Source organism: Hymenobacter cyanobacteriorum (assembly GCF_022631375.1).
GTDB classification, from domain to species: Bacteria; Bacteroidota; Bacteroidia; order Cytophagales; family Hymenobacteraceae; genus Hymenobacter; species Hymenobacter cyanobacteriorum.
On sequence record NZ_JALBGC010000001.1, the window covers coordinates 455,784 to 476,088 of the forward strand.

Consider the following 20,305-nt stretch of genomic DNA (forward strand, 5'->3'; position numbering starts at 1 on the left):
ATGAAAAAGAACATCAGCATCAATTTACAGGGCCTCATCTTCCACATCGAGGAAGATGGCTTCGACGTCCTTAGTCGCTACCTGGCCGAGGTGAAGGCGCACTTCGCCAACTACCGCGGCCACGCCGACATCGTGGCCGACATCGAAGGCCGCATCGCCGAGCTGTTCTCGGCCCGCCTCTCGCCCATGCAGCAGGTCATCACCCTCGATGACGTGAATGCAATGGTTGCTAAAATGGGCCGCGTAAGCGACTTCGCCCCCGACGCCGATGAGGACGACGAGGTGGAAGAAACGGCCGCAGCCGGCGGCACGTTCGGTCCCGAAGGCCCGTTCGGCCCCAAGGGCACGTTTGGCCCCGAAGGCACTTTCGGTCGCAAAGGCCCCTTTGGCCCCGAAGGCCCGTTTGCCGTGGGCGGCAATGCCGCCGCGCCCGGCGAAAGCAAGCGCCTGTACCGCGACATGGCCAACCGCAAAATTGCGGGCGTGGCCGCCGGCATCGCCCAGTACTTCGCCATCAACCCGCTGTGGGTGCGCCTGGGCCTGGTGTTTGTCACGCTGTTCATGCCGGCCATCCACGTTTGGGGGTTCGACCACGACAACATCCGGTTCGAGTTCGGCGGCTGGCTGGTGCTCGGCTACATCATCCTCTGGATTTTGCTGCCCAAGCGCTACGACGCCCCCGCCCACCCCGAAGCCTTGCTGAACTCGGGCCCGCTGGCCGGCCGCCGCTTATTCCGCGACACTGGCACGGGCAAAGTGGCCGGCGTGGCCGCCGGCCTGGCCGCCTACTTCAACATCGATGTGACGCTGGTGCGCGTGATGATGCTGGCCGGCTTGTTTGCCGGGGGCTTCACCTTCCTGCTCTACATTATTCTCTGGATAGTATTGCCCGAGGCCAAAACGGTCTCGGACAAACTCCGTATGCGCGGCGACGCCATTACGCTGGAAAGCTTCGATAACAGCGCCCGGACCAATGCTTTCGCCGAAGGCCCCGCCCTCACCAACCGTCCCGTGGGTGAGTTTGTGGAAGACGCTGCCCGCAACCTGCGCCCGGCCGTTGACTTCATCGGCTCGGCCATTCGGGTGGTGGCCGGTGTGCTGCTGACGATGACTGGCTTCGGCCTGCTGCTGACGCTGGCCATTGGCCTGGGCGCGAGCATTGGCCTGTTTCCGAATGCCGAGAACATGATTTTCACCCACGTGCTGCTGCGGGGCGTGCCGGCCTGGGGCTTGCTGGCCGGCTTCCTGGCGCTGGGCATTCCGGCCCTGGCCCTGCTGCTGGGCGGCCTGAACCTGCTCTTCCGCCGCTCGCTGATGACGCGCACCGTGGGCCTGTCGCTGCTCGGGCTCTGGTTGCTGAGCATTGTGGGCGTGACGGTGGCTGCAGTTCGGCAAAACCGTAACTTTCAGTACGATGCCGAAGTGGAGCAGCTGGAACAATTCTCGAAGCTGACCACGCCGGTGCTCATGTTCGACGCGCGCCACGTGGACCGCGACTGGGACCAGCACGTGGATGTGAGCCTCGCCGCCGCCGACAGCGGCAAGGTGGTGGAAGTGCTGCGCACGCTGAGCGCCAAGGGCCTCAACGAAGCCGATGCCCGCCGCACGGCCCTCACCACCATCGACTACACGGTGCGGCCCAGCGGCGACTCCTCGCTGGTGTTCGACGACCATTTCTCCTTCATGGCCAACTCGGCCTACCGCAAGCAGGAGCTGGCCCTCACCCTGCGCCTGCCCCGCGACCGCACCTTCCGAATGAGCCGCGACTTCGCCTACAACATTCTGGACGACGACGACTTCGTGAATAACCGCCGCCCCGAAGACCCCGAGCAGCACCGCTACCGCCTGCGCGGCAACAAGCTGGAATGCATTGGGTGCACCGACGAGCAGCTGGGCCGCGACGAGGACGACAACGACGACTCGAACGTGAACATCAACATCGACAGCGACGACAACGACAGCGCCGACGATAACAGCAGCGACGACGAAGATGACAACGACCGCGGCGGCCTCTCGCTGAACTACGGCGGCGCGCCCAGCTTCGACACCGACCTGAACAGCTACGGCAGCGGCCGCCGCACCTTCCAGGAAACCGGCTTCACCCACGTAACGGTGGCCGGCAACTACCGGGTAGTGGTGCGCCAGGGCAGCAGCTTCAAGATTGAGGCCGCCGGCGAAGACCGGGCCCTGAACGACCTGCGCGTGGAGCGCGACGGCGACGAGCTGATTGTGAAGCCCCGCAACACCAAGTTCTTCGGCGGCGACTGGGGCCGCAACAACCGCAAAATTCTGGTGCGCATCGAGATGCCGGCCATTGAGCGTCTCTCGCTGGCCGGGGCCGTGCTCGGCGACCTCGGCGGCTTCGACCGCCAGGACAACCTGCGCATCGAGCAGGCCGGCGCCAGCAACCTGCGCCTGAACGGCAGCTACGGCACCCTGCGCCTCGAGCAGGCCGGGGCCTGCCGCACCACCGCCGTCGGCAACGTCGACCAGCTCGACCTCGACGCCGCCGGGGCCTGCGAGCTGGCCGCCGCCAACCTGCGCACCCGCAACGGCAAAGTGACCATCGCCGGCATGTGCAAAGCCCGTCTCAACGTAACCGAAAGCCTGAAAGGAGACGCCGTGGGCGCGAGCGAAATAGCCTACAGCGGACAGCCCGCCAGCGTGAAAGTCGACGCTACGGGCCCGTCCAGCATCAAACGTTTGTAGTTCGCCGAAATTCTATTTCGAAAAGCAACTTCGCAGGCAACCTTCGCCGTATAGCTGCATCTATCCCCCCGAAAAAAGAAAAACAAAGAAGCCAGGCTTAGTTTGGTGAGTGAACGAGGCCTCCTTCCGGAGCCAGTCCTTTGGCCGCCCCCTGCTGCAACAGGGAGGCCAGGGCTGGCTCCATCTCGTTTTTAACGGGTTGCCCCGTTTATCATAATCGGCTGAATTCAGTTTGCGCGGGGCAACCGCTTAGCTAATGCGGGCATCTGCGTGGGTACTCACCCACATTTTTTGCTCCAATGCAAGCAAACATCCTGCTGATACTGCTGGCAGCAGTTGTGCTGCCCGGGATTTCCCTGGCCCAGCCCACCGCCCCCACCTACTCGCAATTGCTGGAACGCGCCGAAACACAGCTACAGGCCCGCGACCATTGCGCCGCCGTGGCCTCGTTCGAGCAGGCGTTTGCGCCCGACAGCACCCGCGCCAACGAGTTTGAGCTGTTTGGGGCCGCCAGCGCGGCGGCCAACTGCCCGGCCCGGCGGGCGCTGGCCTGGCGCTGGCTGGGGCAGCTTAGCCACCGCTCCCTGCACATGCAGCCCCACGACCTCGACAACATAGCCCAGGACCCCAACCTGGCCCCGCTGAAAGCCGACGCCGCCTGGCCCCGCTGGCTGGCCGCCATGCGCACGGCGCTGGCCCGCCAGGCCGCTGCTGCCCGCACCCGTAGCGCCAACTGGGTAGCTGCATCGCAGGCCCGCGCCCTGCCCTGGCCCGGCAGCGGCCAGCGCAAAATGGGCCACTTTGCCGCCGCGCAGCCCGGTTTTGCCTTGTATTTCCGCCGGGTGCCCAACGACACGGTACGCATGCCTTATCTGGTGCGCGTGCCCGCCGGCTACTCGCCCGCCCGGCCCGCGCCCGTGGTGGTGTACCTGCACGGCGGCGTGGTCAGCACAGCACAGTTCGGGTACGCCAACCCCGATGTGGGAATAGAAGAGCCCGTGTTTGCGGCCGCGCCGGCCAATGCTATCGTCGTCTTTCCATTCGGCCGCAAAAGCTTTGGCTGGGTCGAGCAGCCCGCTGCATTCGCGCAGGTCGAGGCCATTGTGCGCGAGGTGCAGGCCCGCTACCATACCGACCCACGCGGCCCCGTGCTGGGCGGCCTGAGCAACGGCGGCAGCGCGGCCCTGTGGTTTGCCAGCCAGCGGCCGGCCGCGTTCAGCGGGTTCTATGCCTTCTCGCCGGCACCCCGGCTGCCGTTGGGTGCTTCCTATGGCCAGTTGGGCCAGGGCAAGCCCTGCTACCAATTCAGCGCCCAAGACGATTCCATTTATCCCTATGCCGCCGTTAAGGCCACGTTCGAGGCTCGCCCCGCCCAGGCCCGGCGCTGGGAGCTGCAGGCGGTGGCGCAGGGCGAGCACGGCTTTCTATTTGGCCCCGAAGGGCCAGCCCTGCTCCGGCAAACGCTGGCCCGACTGTGCGGTCGGCCGTAGTTGTTAGGGCTGTTTTTTGGACCAGTTAAAAGTGGAGAGTTAAAAGTTAAAATCTGGTGCGCCCGTATTTTAACTTTTAACTCTCCACTTTTAACTTGTCTCAACAGGCTACTCCAAAACAGCTTCCGTTCCCCCGCGGCTCAGCCCTTTAGTTGCGCCCTGCTCCAGCAAAAAGGCCATCGCGGGCTCCATTTCGTTTGTAATGATGCCGTCGAGGATGGCCTCCATCACGGCCTCCTTCAGCTCGCCCACGGCGCGCGAGGGCTTCAACCCGAAGGTTTCCATGATGATTTCGCCGGTAATGACCGGGCGGAAGCTGCGCAGGTGGTCTTTTTCCTCCACCTCCTTCAGCTTCTCCTCTACCTGAGCGAAATTGCGCAGATACCGCTCCTTGCGGGTGTGGTCCTTGCTCGTGATGTCGGCCCGGCACAGCAGCATCAGCCGGTCAATATCCTCGCCGGCCTCAAATAGCAGGCGGCGCACGGCCGAGTCGGTCACCGTTTCTTTCACCAGCGCGATGGGGCGCAGGTGCAGCCGCACCAGCTTCTGCACCATGCGCATCTCCTCGCCCAGCGGCAGTTTCAGGTCGGTGAAGATGCCGGGCACCCAGCGCGCGCCCTTGTCCTCATGCCCGTGAAACGTCCAGCCCACTTTGGGGAAGTAGCGCTTGGTGGCGGGCTTGGCGATGTCGTGCAGCACGGCGGCCCAGCGCAGCCACAGGTCGCCGCCGGCCGCGGCCACGTTGTCGAGCACCTGCAGGGTATGGTAGAAATTGTCTTTGTGCGCGTGAGTGCCCACTTTTTCCACCCCATGCAGCAGCGCCATCTTTGCAAAGATGAGCTGTAGCAGCCCCGTCTGAAACAGCAGCTTAAACCCGTAGCTCGGCGTGGGCGACTCAATAATCTTGTTCAGCTCGACGGTAATGCGTTCCTGCGACACAATTTTTATCCGGTCCTTGTTCCGGATAATGGCGTCGAACGTATCGGGCTCAATATCAAAGTTGAGCTGCGAAGCGAAGCGCACGGCGCGCATCATGCGCAGCGGGTCGTCCGAAAAGGTCACATCCGGCCCCAGCGGCGTGCGGATGGTTTTGCTGGCCAGGTCTTTCATGCCCTCGTAGCGGTCCACCAGCTCGCCGAAATTCTCCGGGTTCAGGCTCAGGCCGAGGGCGTTGATGGTGAAGTCGCGCCGGGCCAGGTCTTCTTCCAGCGTGCCTGCTTCCACTTCGGGCTTGCGGCTTTCGGCGCGGTAGCTCTCCTTGCGAGCTCCTACAAATTCAATATCGCCGGCCTCCTTAGTCGGCAGCATGGCCGTGCCGAAGTTCTTGAACACCTGCACCCGGCCCTTGCCTTTCAGCTTGTTGCCTACGGCCTGGGCCAGCGCAATGCCGTCGCCCACCGTCACCACGTCAATGTCTTTGCTGTCGCGGCCCAGCGCCAAATCGCGCACGTAGCCGCCGATGACGTAAGCCGGCTGGCCCAGTTCAGCCGCCGCTTCGGCGATGGTGCGAAAAATGGGCAACTCGGGCAGTTTGGGCGTGTTCATGGGCGCAAAGTTCGGTACTGGCCGCAGAATGCCACCCGCCTCTACTCGCGCACCACTTCCAGCTTGCCGCCCTCGCCCAGCCGCACCACCCGCGAAGGCGCGGTGCGCGTGGCATCGTCCTGCCGCCAGTTCACCACATGGTCGGCCCCGCGCACGATGGCAGTATCTACTTCTGAATACACCGCCGGGGTGGCCTCGCCGGCTTTGTTGGCCGAAGTCGATACCAGGCCGTGGCCCAGGCGGCGCACCACTTTGTGGCAGAATTCGTCCTTCACCACGCGCAGGCCCACGGTGCCGTCGGGCGCCACCAGTTCCCTGGCCACGGCCCGGCTGGCGGGCAGGATGTAGGTAGTCGGGCGCGTATCGGTCGCCAGCATAGCCTCCAGCTCGGCTGGCACTTCGGCGGCGTAGCGTTTCAGCATGGCCAAATCGGCCACCAGCACGATGCTGGGCTTGCCGGCCTCGCGGCCCTTCAGCTTGTAGAGTTGCTGCACGGCGGGCGGCGCTTCGGCATCGCAGCCCAGACCCCACACGGTATCGGTGGGGTACAGAATAACCTGCTGAAGTAGCAGCGCATCGACGGCCAAATCCACTTGCTGTTGAAAAAAATTCATGGGAAGACGGATGGGATAAATTCGTAAAATTCGGTCTGCTGACTGGCCAATTGGTCGAGCCTGCGCCCACCAACTGATTTCGCAGGCGTAACCAGCCAATACGGCCCGCGTTCAATCAACCGCCACAAATATGCCCGGATTATGCCAACCACCCACACCATCGAAACCGAAACCCTGCGCATTGCCTACGAACGGCGCGGCCCCACCGATGCCCCCGTGGCCCTGCTCCTGCACGGCTTCCCCGACGACTTGCGCACCTGGGACGCCGTAGCCGAGCAGCTCGTAGCCGCCGGCTACCAGACCATTGCGCCCTCCATGCGCGGCTGCGGCGGCTCCGTTTTCCTGAATAATGACACGCCGCGCAGCGGCCAGACCACCGCCCTGGCCCAGGATGCTATTGACCTGCTCGACCACCTCGGCATCGAAAAAGTGGTACTGATTGGCCACGACTGGGGTGCCCGGGCCGGCTACCTGGTGGCGGCCCTCTGGCCCGAGCGTGTCGAGCGCATGGTCATCCTCTCGGCCGGCTACGAAACCGGCATCAAGCCCGGCGACCAGATGCCCGTCAATCAGATTCACGCCTACTGGTACCAGTGGTTTTTCCACACCGAGCGCGGCCACGAGGCCCTCAAACACAATCGCCGCGAGTTTTGCCGCTACATCTGGCACGCGTGGTCGCCCACCATGCCGTTCACCGAAGCCGAGTTCGAGCGCACCGCCCAATCGTGGGATAATCCCGACTGGGTCGACGTGGTGCTTCACGCTTACTGTTTCCGCTGGGGCGCCGCCCCGCCCGACCCGCGCTACGAGGCACTGGAAAAACAGCTGGAGCCGCAGCCCAAAATCAGCGTGCCCACCATCGTGCTCCACGGCGAAATTGACGGGGCCAGCCTCGTAGCTTCTTCCGAAGGCAAGGAAAAGTTCTTTACCGGCCCGTACGAACGGCGCGTGCTGCCCGGCGTGGGCCACTACATCCCGCGCGAAGCCCCGGATGCTGTGGTAGCGGCGGTTTTGAACCGTTGATGTCATTTCAAGCGGAGCGAGGAATCCGGGTTAGCTTGCTCAGATTCCTCGCTCCGCTCGGAATGACATTAGCTGTTAATCGTCTGGCACAGCTCCACCAGCACGCCGGCCGCACTTTTGGGATGCACAAAGCACACCAGCTTATTATCGGCCCCATGCTTGGGCTCCTCGTTCAGCAGCACGAAGCCCTCCCCTTTCAGGCGCGCCATCTCGGCCCGAATATCATCGACCTCAAATGCAACGTGGTGAATGCCTTCGGGCTTTTTGGCCAGAAACTTCGTGATGGCGCTATCGGGCGAGGTGCCGGCCAGCAGCTCAATCTTCGAGCCGCCGACCTGGAAAAAAACCGTATCGACGGCTTCACTGGCCACGTGCTCCTTCTTATAGGGAGCAATGCCGAGCAGCGTAGTGTAAAGCGTGGTGGCGGCTTCGAGGTCGTTTACGGCTAAGCCGAGGTGTTCGAGGTTGGTGAGCATAGAAGGATTACGGAGAAGAAGGCCACTGGCCGGGCGAAAAAGCGGGTTTTAGCGCGCATTTCGCGCCGTTGCCGGAAGTCGGCGCATTTCCTTATTTAGATTGTGTCTACTTTTGTGGGACCAAAGAAAACTGATTGCCCCCGAACCGTGTTCTAAGGGTCCGCCAGTCATTCACTGGTTTATCTTTTTGCTATACCGCTGCGCGCAATGCTGAAGCTCCCCATTTACCTCGACAACAACGCCACCACGCCGCTCGACCCGCGCGTGCTGGAGGCCATGATGCCTTACCTGACCGATGTATTCGGCAACGCGGCTTCCCGCAACCACCCCTTTGGCTGGGCCGCCGAGGAAGGCGTGGATTACGCCCGCGAGCAGATTTCGAAGCTCATCAACTGCGACTCGAAGGAAATCATCTTCACCTCGGGCGCTACCGAGTCCGATAACCTGGGCATCAAGGGCGTGTTCGAGATGTACAGCCAGAAGGGTAACCACGTCATCACCTGCACCACCGAGCACAAAGCCGTGCTCGATACCTGCAAGCACATTGAGAAGCTCGGCGGCAAGGTAACCTACCTGCCCGTCGACGAAAAAGGCCTCATCAGCCTCGCCGACCTCGAAGCCGCCATGACGCCCGAGACCATTCTGGTCACCATCATGTACGGCAACAACGAGACGGGCACCATTCAGCCCATCCGCGAAATCGCCAAAATTGCCCACGCCCACGGCGCCCTGTTCATGACGGACGGCACCCAGGCAGTTGGTAAAATCCCGGTTGATGTGCTTGCCGACGGCATCGACATCATGGCCTTCACGGCCCACAAAATGTACGGCCCGAAAGGCGTGGGTGCCCTCTACGTGCGCCGCAAGAACCCCCGGGTGAAAGTAACCGCCCAGATGGACGGCGGCGGCCACGAGCGTGGCATGCGCTCGGGCACCCTCAACGTGCCCGGCATTGTGGGCCTGGGCAAGGCCTGCGAGTTGGCCCGCCTCGAAATGGCGGCTGATACCGCCCGCCTCTCGGCCATGCGCGACCGCCTCGAAAAGGAGCTCACCACGCTGGAAGAAAGCTACATCAACGGCTCGGTAGAACACCGGCTGCCGCACGTGACCAACATCAGCTTCAAGTACGTGGAAGGCGAAGGCCTGATGATGGGCGTGAAGGACCTGGCCGTTTCGTCGGGCTCGGCCTGCACTTCGGCCTCGCTGGAGCCCAGCTACGTGCTCAAGGCCCTGGGCCTGAGCGACGACTTGGCCCACAGCAGCCTGCGCTTCGGCCTGAGCCGCTTCACCACCGACGAGCAAATCGACTACGCCATCGGCCACGTAAAAGAGGCCGTGACCAAGCTCCGCGAAATGTCGCCCCTGTGGGAGATGTTCAAGGAGGGCGTCGATTTGAGCAAAATCGAGTGGGCAGAACACTAGAAAGTTTTGAGTTTTGAGGGCTGAGTTTTGAATGATTTTCTTTCAGAAATTCTCACCAACCAAAACCCAGCCTTCAACAGCACTTAAAACTCAACATTCAAAACTCAACATTACTAAAATGGCTTACTCCGATAAGGTAATCGACCACTACAGCAACCCCCGCAACGTGGGCACGCTGGACAAAAGCAAAAAGAACGTAGGCACCGGCCTCGTAGGCGCCCCCGAGTGCGGCGACGTAATGCGCCTGCAAATCGAGGTGGACGAAGCCACCAACACCATCACCGACGCCAAATTCAAGACGTTCGGCTGCGGCTCGGCTATTGCCTCGTCGTCGCTCGCAACGGAGTGGTTGAAGGGCAAATCCATTGACGAGGCCCTGGCCATCGATAACATGGAGATTGTGGAAGAGCTGGCTTTGCCACCCGTGAAAATTCACTGCTCGGTGCTGGCTGAAGATGCCATCAAGTCGGCCATCTCGGACTACCGCGTGAAAAACGGTCTGCCCGCCCTGGAACTGTCGCACCACTAATTATTTGAGTTAAAAGTGAAGAGTTAAGAGTTGGAAGTTTTGGTTCTGAATTGGGCCGAAGCTTCTACCTCTTAACTCTTCACTTTTAATTTTTAACTCAACCGATGGACGAATTTGACATTGCCCGGCTGGAGCGCGAGATTCGGCAGTATCTGGGTCTGGAACCCGCGCAGCTGCAGTTTGAGTTTCGGGCGCCGGATGGCCAGACGCGGCTGGATTTGATTACGGTGAACCCGCGGCACCAGCAAAGCTTCCTGTTTCGCTACGAAACGGGGCGCGATAAAGTGGAGTGCCTGGAGAAAATGCTGGCCTATGTAAAGCGCTTCCGCGACACGGAGAGCTCCTACACGGTGCAGTGGAGTGCCCGCGACGATAAAGCGCTGCACACCTCCTATTTCCGGGCGCACAACGTATATGAGGCGCTCGACAAGCTCTATTTCGGCCGCGATTTGAATACGATTACCGTGTTCAGCGTGGTGTTGAACCCGAGCTCTTAGGAGCTGGAATGAATTATTTGATGGGCGGGCGAACAAAGAAATTCGTCGCCTTGTTTATAATCTGTCTAAATTGCGGGTCCATTCGGCTTGCTCTAAGCCCAAGTGGTCCCGCTCCTACTGCCATGATTACCGTATCGGATAAAGCCAAAGAAAAAGTATCGCGCCTGATGAGCGACGCGCACCTGGATGAAACCTACCGCCTGCGCGCCTCGGTGGCCGGCGGCGGCTGCTCGGGCCTGAGCTATAAGCTGGACTTTGATAACGAAGTGCGGCCCATGGACCAGGAGTTTGAGGACAAAGGTGTGCGCGTGGTGGTCGACATGAAAAGCTTCCTCTACCTGGCCGGCACCGAGCTGGATTTCTCCGACGGCCTCAACGGCAAGGGCTTCCAGTTCAACAACCCCAACGCTTCGCGCGAGTGCGGCTGCGGCGAGAGCTTCTCGGTCTGAACCGCAGATTACGCGGATTTAACGGATTACGCGAATTCTGATGCTGTCCCTGTTGGCTTCTGCAGGATTGGGTTAGCATTTGCTTATCATAGAAAGCAACGGATAATAAAAAAGGCCACCCGATTGGGTGGCCTTTTTTATTGCATGAAACGGATAGCATTTGAATCTGCGCAATCCGTTAAATCCGCATAATCTGCGGTTTAGGTTACTCCTTCTCGAATTTCTGCACGGTGCGGCCGGTAGCCGTTTGCAGCTCCAGGAAGTAGAGGCCGGTGGGCAGGGTTTCGAGGCCGATGCTGGCGGGGCCAGCTTCGGTGGTGCCGTGCAGCAGGGGCTGGCCCAGCTGGTTAAGCACGCGGTACGGCGTGGCCGCTTCGGCGGCGAAGCTGATGCGGCTGTGGGCAGGGTTGGGGTAGAGCGCCACCTTGGCAGCAGCCCCCGAGCCTGCTACGGTAACCACGGGCGAGAAAGCAGCAGTACCATCGAGGTCGACCTGGCGCAGGCGGTAGTAGAGCTTGCCGGCCGGGGCTGCTTTATCCACGGCGGCATAGGCCGTAGCATGGGAGCTGCTGCCCTGCGCAGCGGCGCTGGCCACGAGCGTATACTCACGACCGTCGGAACTGCGCTGCACTTCGAAGCGGGCGCTGTTTTTCTCGCTGGCCGTATTCCATTTCACCGTTACCGTTTTATCGGCCTGGCGCTGGGCACTGAAGGCAGTGAGCTCGACGGGCAGCGGGTTAACATCGTCGGTGAGGGCAGTGGTACCCAGCGCGAAATCACCCAGCGCACCAATAGCATCGGTGATGGTGCCGGAGCTGGCGTTGCCCGCCACTGCGGTGGGCGGCGTGTTCGACGGGTTCACATCGGAGAAAGGAGTGCCGGCGCTGGCCGAGCGGGCAAGGCGCAGGCTGCTTAGGTCCGTTACCACGTCGCCGGTGCCGAAAGACAGCGTGAGCACACCGCTCTGGAAATTGGTGGTGACTTCTTCAGCCAGGCTGTAGTAGCGGATGCGCGACACGCGCGTGAGGGCTCCGCCGTTGGTGTTGTCCACTCCCCGGCTGTTGGCGCTTTGTTCGGTTACGCGGGCGGTGTAGGCCGTGGCGCTGCTGGCCTGGGTGGCAGCCAGCGTGAGCGGGCGGAAGCGGTTGAGGGCAGCGCCCAGCGGGAAGGTGAGCGTGGGGGCTGCCGACACCGGTGTGGTGAGCGTGACGGCGCTGACGAAGCTGTTGGCGTTGCCTGGGGTTGCCAACGTGCCCACAATGGCGCGGGCCGGCGCGGCGAACAGCAGCGAGCCCACCGTGAGGTCGAGAGTGCCGATGGTGAGCGTGCTGGCTACTGGAATCAGGGTGTTGGTGCTTTGATTCAGCGTCAGGCTTTGCAGCGAACTGCCGGCGCCGGGCGTGAAGGCCAGCAGGCCCGTGGTGGCGCTGGCCCCCGTGAAGCTGAGGCTGGAAGTAGCCGAGCCCTGTAGGTAGCCGGTGGCAGCCGTGGCGGCTACGGGGCCGTTCAGCGTCAGGGTATTGTTAGACCCAATGGCCAGCGTGCCGGCCGTCAGGGTGAGGCCGTTCAGGGTTACGGAGTTGTTGAAGGCCAGCGTGCCGGCGTCGGTGCGGTTCAGGGTAAGGGTGCCGAAGGTGCTGCCCGCGCCGGCGGTGGTGTTGACGTTGGCCAGCGTGCCGGTGCCGGTAAGCACGAGGCTGGAAGCCGCTGAGCCCTGCAGGAAACCGTTGGCCTGGTCGACGGCCAGCGGCCCGGTAACGGTGAGCGTGTTGCCGTTCAGGGCCAGCGCGCCGTTGGTCAGGGTCAGGCGATTCAGGGTGAGGGCCCGGGCCAGCGTAACGCCGGCGGCGTTGTTCACCTGCAGGTTCGAGGTGGCCCCGAAGGTGAGCGTGCCGGCTCCGCTGATGGTTTGGGCGGCGCTGCCGTTCAACGACACTACTTCAACCCCTCCTTCGTCCGGAACGAAGGACAGGGTGCTGCCGGCGTTCACCACGAGGTTGCCGCCAATCGAAATGGTGTTGTCCAGGTTCAGGTTGATGGTGCCGCTGCTCACGACGAGGTTGCCGGCGATGTTCAAGGTTCCGTTAGCGGTCGAAGTCGCAATGCCGCTGCCCGTGTTGAATTCCAGGTTGCCGAAGCTGCGGCTGCTCAGCGGCGGCGTCGAATTGCCGGGCACGCTGTACACGTACGAGCTGCCGGGCTCCAGCGTGAGCACCGTGGCGGGGGCCGTGAGGCCGAAAGGCTGCAGGCCACCGGCCTGCTCCAGGCGCGAGCCGCTGCGGAAAACCACGTTGTTATCGTAGGCCGAAGCCGCGCCAAACGGATTGCCCGAGAAGTTGAGGCCGGCGATGAACGAGCTGCCGCTCACAAAGTCGATGCTGCCGGCGCCGCTGCCTAGCAGGCGGTGAGCGCCGGTGCCGGAAGCACCCAGGGTAGTCGCATTGAACACTAGAGTGCCGGCAACACGGGTCGTGGCCCCGGTGCCCAGCTGCAGTGTGAGGCCCGTTGCCGTGGTGCTGGTGCTCGGGTTGAACACCGTGAGGCGGGAGCCGGCCTCAATTTGCAGGTCGGCCCCGGCGGCATTGCCGTTGGCGATGGTGAGGGTGCGGTTGGCGGTGTTGTTGAACGTGGCCACCACGTTGTTGCGGAACAGCAGCTGCCCAACGGTTTGGGGCGAAGTGAAATCCGTGGTGATGGTGGCCGTTGAAGTGTTGCTGCCATCGAAAACAAGGATGTCGCTGGCACCGGGAGTGGTGCGGGCGGGCGTCCAGCTGCCCGTTGCGTTCCAGCTCGTGCCCGTGCCGTTCCACGTGTAGAGCGGCACGGCCGAACCAGTCAGGGTGATGAGGTAGGGCGCTTCGTTGCCGGTCTGGTCGTTGCTGGCAATGCTGAGCGTAGCCGTTTGGGTGGCGCCGCTCGTGGGCGAGAACGTAACGGTGAAAGTGGTGCTGCTGCCACTGCCGACGGTCGCTGCTGCCGGCTGGGCCGTTACCACGTAGTCGGCCGAGCTGCCCGTTACCAGCTGCACGGAGGGCGTCCCGGTCAGCGACAGGTCGGCCAGGCCCAGGTTCTGAATGGTGAAGGTGGCCGTGGCCAAAGCCCCGGCCTGCAGCTGCCCAAAGTTGTACGTATCGCCCGAGCCCACGGCGGTGGTGCCCTGCACCACGTTGATTTCGGGCAGTACCGGAGCGGCCTGTACCGTGCCGGTCAGGGCTACGTCATCGATGCGGTAAGAGCCGGTCGCGCCCGTGGCGCCGTACGGGAATACCCGGAAATATATGGTGCCCGTGGCGTTCTGCAGGTCTGCAATGCCGCTGAGCGCAATGTTGCGCGAAGTGAGGGTAGCCGAGCTAACGGCGTTGGTGGCCAGCTGCACCGCATTGGTGAAGGAGGCATTGAAGCTGTAGAAAACCTGCGTGTTGGTTGGGCCCGTGCTGCTGGACAGGTCCTTAAAGCTCACTTCCGAAAGCGAAACGCCGTAGCCCGTATTCGGCGTGAAGCTAAAGCTGAGGTACTCGTCGGTCGTGGGGGCGTTTCGGGTGGGGGTAGTGGTGTTGTAGCTGGAGGTATTGACTACACCCGTGGTGGTGGACTGCGTGATGCCCCCGCCAATGGCGAAATCGGAAGCCGTGGTGTTGGCCACCGGCGTGGGCGGCGTGGGGGCGTTGGGGTTGGTGGCGCTGGCGCTGAAATCGTAGAGCAGCAGCTGCCCGCCCGCCGGCGCGGCCGTGACGGCAAACGTGCCCGAAGCCGTGCCGTTCACGGCCGGGCTGCTGGCATTCACCCGAATGGTGTAGGCGGTGCCGGGGGCCGTAGCCGCCGGAATGGTTACCGTGAGCGAGCCGGCGCTGCTGGCCGTGGTGGTAAGGGCCGTGCCGGGGAAAGTACCCGTCGCGGTGGAAAGCTCGGCCGCAAAAACGTTGCCCGTGCCGAAAGTACCGCTGGTGGTGTAGGGCACGACCACACTGCCGCCCTGCACCACCGACGAGGGCGCAACGGTGCCGGTGGTGATGGTGGGCAGGGCCGTTACCGAGCCGCTCATCGTAACAGTTGCGGTGCTGGTAGTGCCGCCGCCCGTGATGCTCACCGCCTGGCCGTTGTAGCTGGCAGCGGCCAGCATGGCCTTGAGGCGCACGTAAACCGGCGTGGCGGCCAACGTGCCGCCGGTGGGGTTGGCAATGGTAGCCGTCACGTCGAAAGTAGTATTATCGGTCGATACCTCGTAGTCGGTGCCAGCGGCGCTGATGACGATGTCGCTGCCCGCCGTGAGGTTGCTGCCGCTCAGGTTGAAGGACTGCGAGGCCGACGGCCCGCTTCCAACGTAGTAGTTGAACCCGTTGAGCGCGGAAGTAGACGGCGTGAGCAGCGGCACAATTGGGGCCGCATTCGTGGTGAACGACTCGATGCTGCCGTAGCCCGTGCCCGTTGCGTTCGAAGCATAGGCGCGGTAGTAGTACGTGGTGCTGGCCGTGAGGCCGGCAAGGTTGGTGCTGTAGGCCCCGGTGGTGGCCCCGGTGGTGCCCACCGGCTTGGCCGTGACCGTGCCGCTGGCGGGCAGCACCAGCGCAGCGGCCGTGCTGGCCGTGGTGCTGTACACAAAGCCATACGACGTGCTGGCCGTGGGCACGCCCAAGCTGGTAATGTTGCCCGCGATGGTGGCCGCGGTGGCGGCGATGCCCGTGGCCGGCGCGGTGGTTGTGACGGTAGGCGCAACCGTGACGGTGCCGGTGACGGTGACCTTTTGGGTGGCACTGGCGCTCTCGTTGGTTACATCGCCGCTGTAGGAGCCGGCCGTGGTGCCCGTCAGGCGCACGTAGATGGTGGCTGAGGCGCTACCGCTGGTTTGGGCCACCGTGATGGCCGTGGCATCGGCGGCAAAGCCGGTGGTGGCGCTGGTTTGCGACACCTGGTAGCCGGCTGGGGGCGTTACCAGTATGCCAGCCGTGAGGTTGCTGCCGCTCAGGGTGTAGCTTTTGGCGGCCGAGGCCGTGCCCTGCGGGGTGGTGAAGCTGCCAGTTGGCGAGAGGGCGCCGACTGTGATGCTGGGCGTAGGAGTTGCAGAGGTCGCTACCAGCTTAAGGTTCTGTATTCGAACACTTGAACCAGTAGTCGTATTCGGACTGAGCCGGATTTTTACGTTGGATGAAAAAGTGCCTGTGAGGCTTACGATATTCCCCGCGTAAGTCGTTGTAGAAACAGTGTTGGAAGTGGCCGTTTGGCTGTAGGTGTTGCCCCCATCGTAGGAAATTTCTACCTTAAGCTTGTTGCTCCCAGTGCCAAACGCCGCTGCATCAAATGTAAAAGTTGCGGAATTATAGGCTGTTAAGTCGTACTCGCTGGTGGTAATGACATCAAAGTTACTTGTAGCCTCCACCAAGAAGTAAGTTCCTCTTTCAATGGGGTTAGTAAGGTTAGTATTGCTTCCTACCCAGCCACTCGGCAGTGCGGTATAGGCGTTACTGGTCGGGTAAGCGTGAAAAATCGTCGTCTGTCCCCAGCCAAGCAGGGGTAACATTAGCATCATCAGCAGCGTGAGGCTGCGGGCAGTGCGGGCGGACAAAAGGGGTAACGGGTTTCGCATAAAAAGCGGGCTATTAGAGGATTTACCAAACTAACACGGGGTGGACACGTCGGGTGTAAAGATATCGGCTTAAAACTGGACTCCAGACGTATTGCCATTAATTAATCTTTACCTCCCGCGGCCACCGGTGCCAGTGCATTTCCCGCCCGGCGTAGCAAGGAGCATTTGCTTAAGCGACCCTTTTAAACCTGTTTTCAGGCAACAAGGGCCCCGGGCACCTGCACACTACCGGACTGCCTGCTTCGGCAAGCAGCAGCGAAAAGGCCTGCACTCCGGCAACAAAGCAGGGCGCGCCTCCCCTGCCGGCCAGTATCAGCACACCGCCCCAACCCAATCTTTACTGCGGGCCCCGCTAGCGGGCAAACGCGGCCCGCAGGGCCACGGCCGGCCGTTGGGCGCGGGCCCGCGGGGCGGCCTCGGCGCAAACCGCCCAAATCACGTCTTCGGTGAGGGCGCACTGGCGTTGGTGGGCGTAGCGCCAGCAGCCCAGGCGCGCGGCCTCCACCCGGGCCTGCGTGGCAGCTGGGTCGGCGAGGGTGCGCTGCACGGCACGGGCGCAGGCGGCCAGGTCGCGACGCAGGTAGAGCAGGCCGGTGCGGTTGTGCTGTACCAACTCGGGCGTGCCGCCGGTAGCGGCTGCTACCACGGGCACGCCCGCGGCCAACGCTTCGAGGGTGACCATGCCATAGGTTTCGCTTTCGGAAGCCAACACAAAGACATCGATGGCCTGGAAAAATACGACCGGATTGGACTGAAAACCGCGAAAATGCACCTGCGCCTGCAAGCCCAGGCGGGCCACCTGCGCCTGCAGCTGGCGCAGGTAGCCGTCGCCTTGGTGGCGGGTGAGCTCGCCCATGATGACGAGTTGGGCGTCGGAGCCGTAGTCGGAGCGCAGGCGGTGCAGCACGTCAATCACGAAATCCTGGCCTTTGGCCGCATCGAGCCGGCCCAGAATGCCCAGCAACGGGCCGGTGGCGGGCAAGCCGAGGGCGTGGCGGGCTTCGGCGGGCGTGTGGGCGGGCGCAGCAAACTGCCCGAGCGGCAGGCCCAGCGGCACCACGTGCAGCTTGCGCGCATCGAAGCGGGTGAGGCGGCCCACTTCGGCCGCGAGGCCGGGCAGCGGGGTCAGCCAGGCATCGAGCAGGTTGAAGCGGATGGTGTGCACGAAGCTGCGCTTGGGCCGCCCCAGCTGCATGTGCTGCTGGTAGATGATGCGCAGGCGACCGCCCATGAGGGTTTTGGCCAGCGTGGCGGCGGGCAGGTCCTTGTTTTGCGTCACGACCAGCACGGTGATGTGCAGGCGCTCGAGCTGTTCCTTCAGGGCCCAGGCCAGCAGGGGCATGGCGGGGCCGCGCCGCACGGCCAGGGTTTCGAGGGGCACAAACCACTCTTCGGCCCAGGTGGCCAGCGGCGTAGCGGGCGGCGCGAAAAACGTGACGCGCCAGCCGCGCTCCTGCATCCAGCCGGCAAATTTCAGGCTGTTCAGCTCCAGCCCGCCCAGGCTGCCCGACAGACAGAGGACGCCCAACTGCGGAGCCAGGCCCGGCGCGGGGCCGGCGCAGGTGGCGTCCTGCGGCAAAGTGGCAGTTGGGTTGTTCATAGCGGCAAAGGGATAGGGTGAGAAGGAGGATAAACTCAGCCCGCGCCCCAAAATGGCCCGAACGGAATCGCAATGCGCCACGACTGCCTGTAGCCGGTGGCATTGCGCCAAAACCGCCAACCGCCTCAGCTCCAGCGGCTGAGAAACTGCAGAAAGGCTTCCTTGTATTGGTCGCCCACGGGAATGGTGACGGCGCCAATCTGAACAGTGAGGCGGCGCACGGCCTCGATTTTATCGAGCGCCACGATGAACGAGCGGTGGATGCGCATGAAGCGCCGGGTGGGCAGCTTCTCTTCCATGGCCTTCAAGCTCATGAGGCTGAGCAGGGCGCGGGGCGTGCTTTTGAGGTGCACCTTCACGTAGTCTTTCAGGCCTTCGACATAAAGAATGTCGCTGAGGGCCACGCGCACCAGCTGGTATTCGGCCTTCAGGAAGAGGTATTCCTCCTCGTCGGCAGCAGCAGCGGCGGCGGCCGGCGCGGCGGCGGGGGCCGCTACCAGTTCGGCGTAGGCGCGGGCCTTGCCGGCAGCCCGCAGAAACTCCTCGTAGTTGAAGGGCTTGACCAGGTAGTCGAGGGCATCGACGCGGTAGCCATCGAGGGCGTATTGTGGGAAGGCGGTGGTGAACACCACGCGCGGGCCGGTGGGGCCCAGCACGCGAGCCAGCTCCAGGCCGTTAAGCTCCTGCATCTGAATATCCAGAAAGGCCAAATCGACCGCGCCGGGGTGCTCGTGCAGGTATTTTAGGGCCTCCACGGCGCTGCCAAACTTGCCCACCAGCTCCAGAAACGGCGTTTGCTGCACAAACGACGCCACCAGGCCCAGGGCCAAGGGCTCATCATCGACGGCAATGGTGCGGAGGGGCGGCAAAATGCTCATTGGGGAATTGAGAAGCGGGAAATGGGAAAGTGAAAGAACGTCCTGCTGCGCTTGTCGAAGCAACTCTACTGCAACGCTAACTCCAATCAACTCAACGAAGCGGGAGCGATGCTTCGACAAGCGCAGCAGGACGGGCAAAATGCGTCATTAACTTACCTGCAACGTTAGGTGCACGCGAAATTCGTGGGCCGGCGTGTTGGGCTCGACCAGCAGGGTGAAGCGGCCGGGATAGAGCAAATCGAGGCGGCGGCGGGTGTTGGCCAAGCCGATGCCGTTGCTGCCGGCCAGGTCGGTGGAGGGCATGGGCAGCAGGGAGTTGCGCACTTCCAGCTCCAGCACGTTGGCCGAGGGCTGGCGCAGGGCAATGAGAATGCTGCTTTTCTGAGTGGCTGCCACGCCGTGCTTGAAGGCATTTTCGAGGAAAGGCAACAGCAGCATGGGGGCCACCGGCACGTCGCGCACGGGCTCGGGCTTCTCAAATGTCACCGTCACCCGTTCGTCGAGGCGCAGCTGCATGAGGGTGATGTAGTCCTGCACGAAGGCGATTTCCTGGCTGAGCAGGGTGAGGCCGCCGGCGGTGTCGTACAGCACGTAGCGCATCATGCGCGAAAGCCGGTGAATGGCCACGCGGGCCTGCTCGCCGTCGAGCAGGGTGAGGGCGTAGATGTTGTTGAGGGTATTGAAGAAAAAGTGCGGGTTAATCTGGGCCTTGAGCACCGATAGCTCCGACTGCACGCGCTGCTGCTCCAGGGTCTGCCGAATCTGGGCGTCGTGCTGCCACTTCTGCACCACCGTGGTACTGGTACTGATGCCCAGCACGAACATGGTGGTCAGCAGGCCCATGGTGTCGATGTGCGGGCCGGAGCGCGCCAACCGGGGCCGGCCGGCCGCCGCCATAAAAGCCTTGTCCATGAGCGCGGGCAGGTCGAGCACCGTTTCGAGAAACTTGCTGCAGCTGAGCACCACTATCGTGGTAGCTACCAGCGCCAGAATAAACCACCCGGTTCGGCCATTAAACAGCAGGCGCGGCACCGTAACTCTGGCGGTAAAGTAGAACGTGGTCACCCAGACCACGAACATCAGCCCCTGCTTCAGCCAGAACTGCGGGGGCATGGTGAGCCGCCCGGTAAGCGGCTGAAACAGCAGAAACGTGAGCCCGAACAGGCCCCACACCAGCACATGAATGAGCGGCGTGAGGTAGCGGCGGGGCGTGAGGTCGGGCATGGGCGGGAGGAAATTGCCAAACAAACATAGCCGGAGCCCGCGCACGCTGCTTTTCCAAACCGACCGCGCCGGGCTTTGTATCGACGGCGGGCCGGGTTTTATCGGTTGGGACTGAAGCAGGAAATCAAGTACACCGGACTGGTTTGGAACCACCCGGGACCGGGTACGCACCACCTTGAAGTGGTTTCGAACCTCTCCGGACCGGTTCCAGACCACCTTATAGCGGTTCAGAACCACTCGCGCCCCCTGGCTCCGGCTTGACTTCCGC

At 62.9% G+C, this 20,305-nt stretch carries 14 protein-coding genes; 7 read left to right on the top strand and 7 right to left on the bottom strand.

The window, feature by feature from the left end:
- Positions 1-2,709 (top strand): PspC domain-containing protein, encoded by a 2,709-nt coding sequence (locus MON38_RS02055; RefSeq protein WP_241934468.1) that lies wholly within the window; start codon positions 1-3, stop codon positions 2,707-2,709.
- A gap of 299 nt (positions 2,710-3,008) precedes the next feature.
- Positions 3,009-4,199 carry an alpha/beta hydrolase-fold protein gene (locus MON38_RS02060; RefSeq protein WP_241934469.1) on the top strand — a complete coding sequence of 397 codons (1,191 nt, stop codon included), beginning with the start codon at positions 3,009-3,011 and terminating at the stop codon, positions 4,197-4,199.
- A gap of 108 nt (positions 4,200-4,307) precedes the next feature.
- Here MON38_RS02060 and MON38_RS02065 read toward each other — a convergent pair whose 3' ends face one another.
- Positions 4,308-5,744 (bottom strand): CCA tRNA nucleotidyltransferase, encoded by a 1,437-nt coding sequence (locus MON38_RS02065; protein ID WP_241934470.1) that lies wholly within the window; start codon positions 5,742-5,744, stop codon positions 4,308-4,310.
- Positions 5,745-5,785: 41 nt separating this feature from the next.
- Positions 5,786-6,358 (bottom strand): L-threonylcarbamoyladenylate synthase, encoded by a 573-nt coding sequence (locus MON38_RS02070; protein ID WP_241934471.1) that lies wholly within the window; start codon positions 6,356-6,358, stop codon positions 5,786-5,788.
- A gap of 141 nt (positions 6,359-6,499) precedes the next feature.
- On the opposite strand from MON38_RS02070, the gene MON38_RS02075 reads away from it, so the two are divergent.
- The gene (locus MON38_RS02075) at positions 6,500-7,381 is read left to right on the top strand and encodes an alpha/beta fold hydrolase (protein WP_241934472.1); all 882 of its coding nucleotides are present in this window, start codon (positions 6,500-6,502) and stop codon (positions 7,379-7,381) included.
- A 68-nt stretch (positions 7,382-7,449) separates the two neighbouring features.
- On the opposite strand, the gene mce is transcribed toward MON38_RS02075, so the two are convergent.
- Entirely contained in the window at positions 7,450-7,857 is a 408-nt protein-coding gene (gene mce / locus MON38_RS02080; RefSeq protein ID WP_241934473.1) for a methylmalonyl-CoA epimerase, read from the bottom strand.
- 207 nt (positions 7,858-8,064) lie between these two features.
- Between mce and MON38_RS02085 the strand changes: the two genes are divergently transcribed.
- The 4 genes from MON38_RS02085 to MON38_RS02100 all read left to right on the top strand — a co-directional run bounded on the left by MON38_RS02085 (position 8,065) and on the right by MON38_RS02100 (position 10,754).
- Positions 8,065-9,279, top strand: a complete 1,215-nt coding sequence (locus MON38_RS02085; RefSeq protein ID WP_277881340.1) for an IscS subfamily cysteine desulfurase — start codon at positions 8,065-8,067, stop codon at positions 9,277-9,279.
- A 118-nt stretch (positions 9,280-9,397) separates the two neighbouring features.
- The gene (gene iscU / locus MON38_RS02090; RefSeq protein ID WP_168673962.1) at positions 9,398-9,808 is read left to right on the top strand and encodes a Fe-S cluster assembly scaffold IscU; all 411 of its coding nucleotides are present in this window, start codon (positions 9,398-9,400) and stop codon (positions 9,806-9,808) included.
- Positions 9,809-9,912: 104 nt separating this feature from the next.
- Positions 9,913-10,305 carry a hypothetical protein gene (locus MON38_RS02095; protein ID WP_241934474.1) on the top strand — a complete coding sequence of 131 codons (393 nt, stop codon included), beginning with the start codon at positions 9,913-9,915 and terminating at the stop codon, positions 10,303-10,305.
- 122 nt (positions 10,306-10,427) lie between these two features.
- Entirely contained in the window at positions 10,428-10,754 is a 327-nt protein-coding gene (locus MON38_RS02100) for a HesB/IscA family protein (protein WP_241934475.1), read from the top strand.
- A 205-nt stretch (positions 10,755-10,959) separates the two neighbouring features.
- Here MON38_RS02100 and MON38_RS02105 read toward each other — a convergent pair whose 3' ends face one another.
- The 4 genes from MON38_RS02105 to MON38_RS02120 all read right to left on the bottom strand — a co-directional run bounded on the left by MON38_RS02105 (position 10,960) and on the right by MON38_RS02120 (position 20,037).
- Positions 10,960-16,128, bottom strand: a complete 5,169-nt coding sequence (locus MON38_RS02105) for a choice-of-anchor D domain-containing protein (protein WP_241934476.1) — start codon at positions 16,126-16,128, stop codon at positions 10,960-10,962.
- Between the two features lie 559 nt (positions 16,129-16,687).
- Positions 16,688-17,935: a glycosyltransferase family 4 protein gene (locus tag MON38_RS02110; RefSeq protein ID WP_277881341.1), complete on the bottom strand. Its 1,248-nt coding sequence runs from the start codon at positions 17,933-17,935 to the stop codon at positions 16,688-16,690.
- Positions 17,936-18,060: 125 nt separating this feature from the next.
- The gene (locus MON38_RS02115) at positions 18,061-18,813 is read right to left on the bottom strand and encodes a LytR/AlgR family response regulator transcription factor (RefSeq protein ID WP_241934477.1); all 753 of its coding nucleotides are present in this window, start codon (positions 18,811-18,813) and stop codon (positions 18,061-18,063) included.
- Between the two features lie 147 nt (positions 18,814-18,960).
- Positions 18,961-20,037: a sensor histidine kinase gene (locus MON38_RS02120; protein ID WP_241934478.1), complete on the bottom strand. Its 1,077-nt coding sequence runs from the start codon at positions 20,035-20,037 to the stop codon at positions 18,961-18,963.
- Positions 20,038-20,305 lie beyond the last annotated feature (268 nt).